A 609-nucleotide genomic window follows, 5' to 3' on the forward strand; every position below is an offset into this window, starting at 1 on the left:
GTATAAAAAGAATAACGCCCGATACAACGAGGCGTATGCAGAGCTGAGTGAGGTCACGCAGAACCTGATCGAAGAGAACGGCCGAGAGCTTGCGGCCGAGATGGCAAAGAACGCGTACACGGCGTATACAGAAGCCAGACTCGCACTCAAGCGTGTCGAACTTGAAATAGAAAGCGTTCGCGAAGAGGCAGAATCCGAATTGCCGGAAAAGGCGGATAAGCCTGAAGAGGAAGAAGCTGATCTGGAAACCTTGGTTCGGGTCTATGAGCATCAGCTCGAACATGCAGAGAAGTTCGCAGAGGGCAAGTGCGAGTCTTGCGGGCAGGCGGTGAAGATTAAGGACCCGGCAACGCTCAAGAAACGCCTCAAGGCCGCTCAGCAGAAGCTGAAGCAGCACGCACAGTACGAGGCCTACCGAAAGGCGCGGGCCGCGCAAACCCGTGCAGAAGTCCGCCTCGCAGAGCTTGAGAAAGAACAGAGCTGTCTCGTCAAGAATCAGAAAAAGTTTCGTGCTCTGGCCAAAGCGCACAAGGAAATGCTGGAGCTGCCGCGTGAACCCAAGCCGTTCGAGGGCAAGAAACTGGAACTGAAGGTTTTGCGTCGCATGAT

General features: G+C 54.7%; 1 protein-coding gene. It reads left to right on the forward strand.

Features of this window, described 5'->3' with window-relative positions:
- Window positions 1-609 (forward strand): hypothetical protein (locus tag AC1RPR_RS08020; protein ID WP_481763439.1); only part of this gene is annotated, 609 nt, incomplete at both ends.

The sequence above is a fragment of the Dellaglioa sp. CoH-57-MRSF-22 genome, assembly GCF_056781895.1.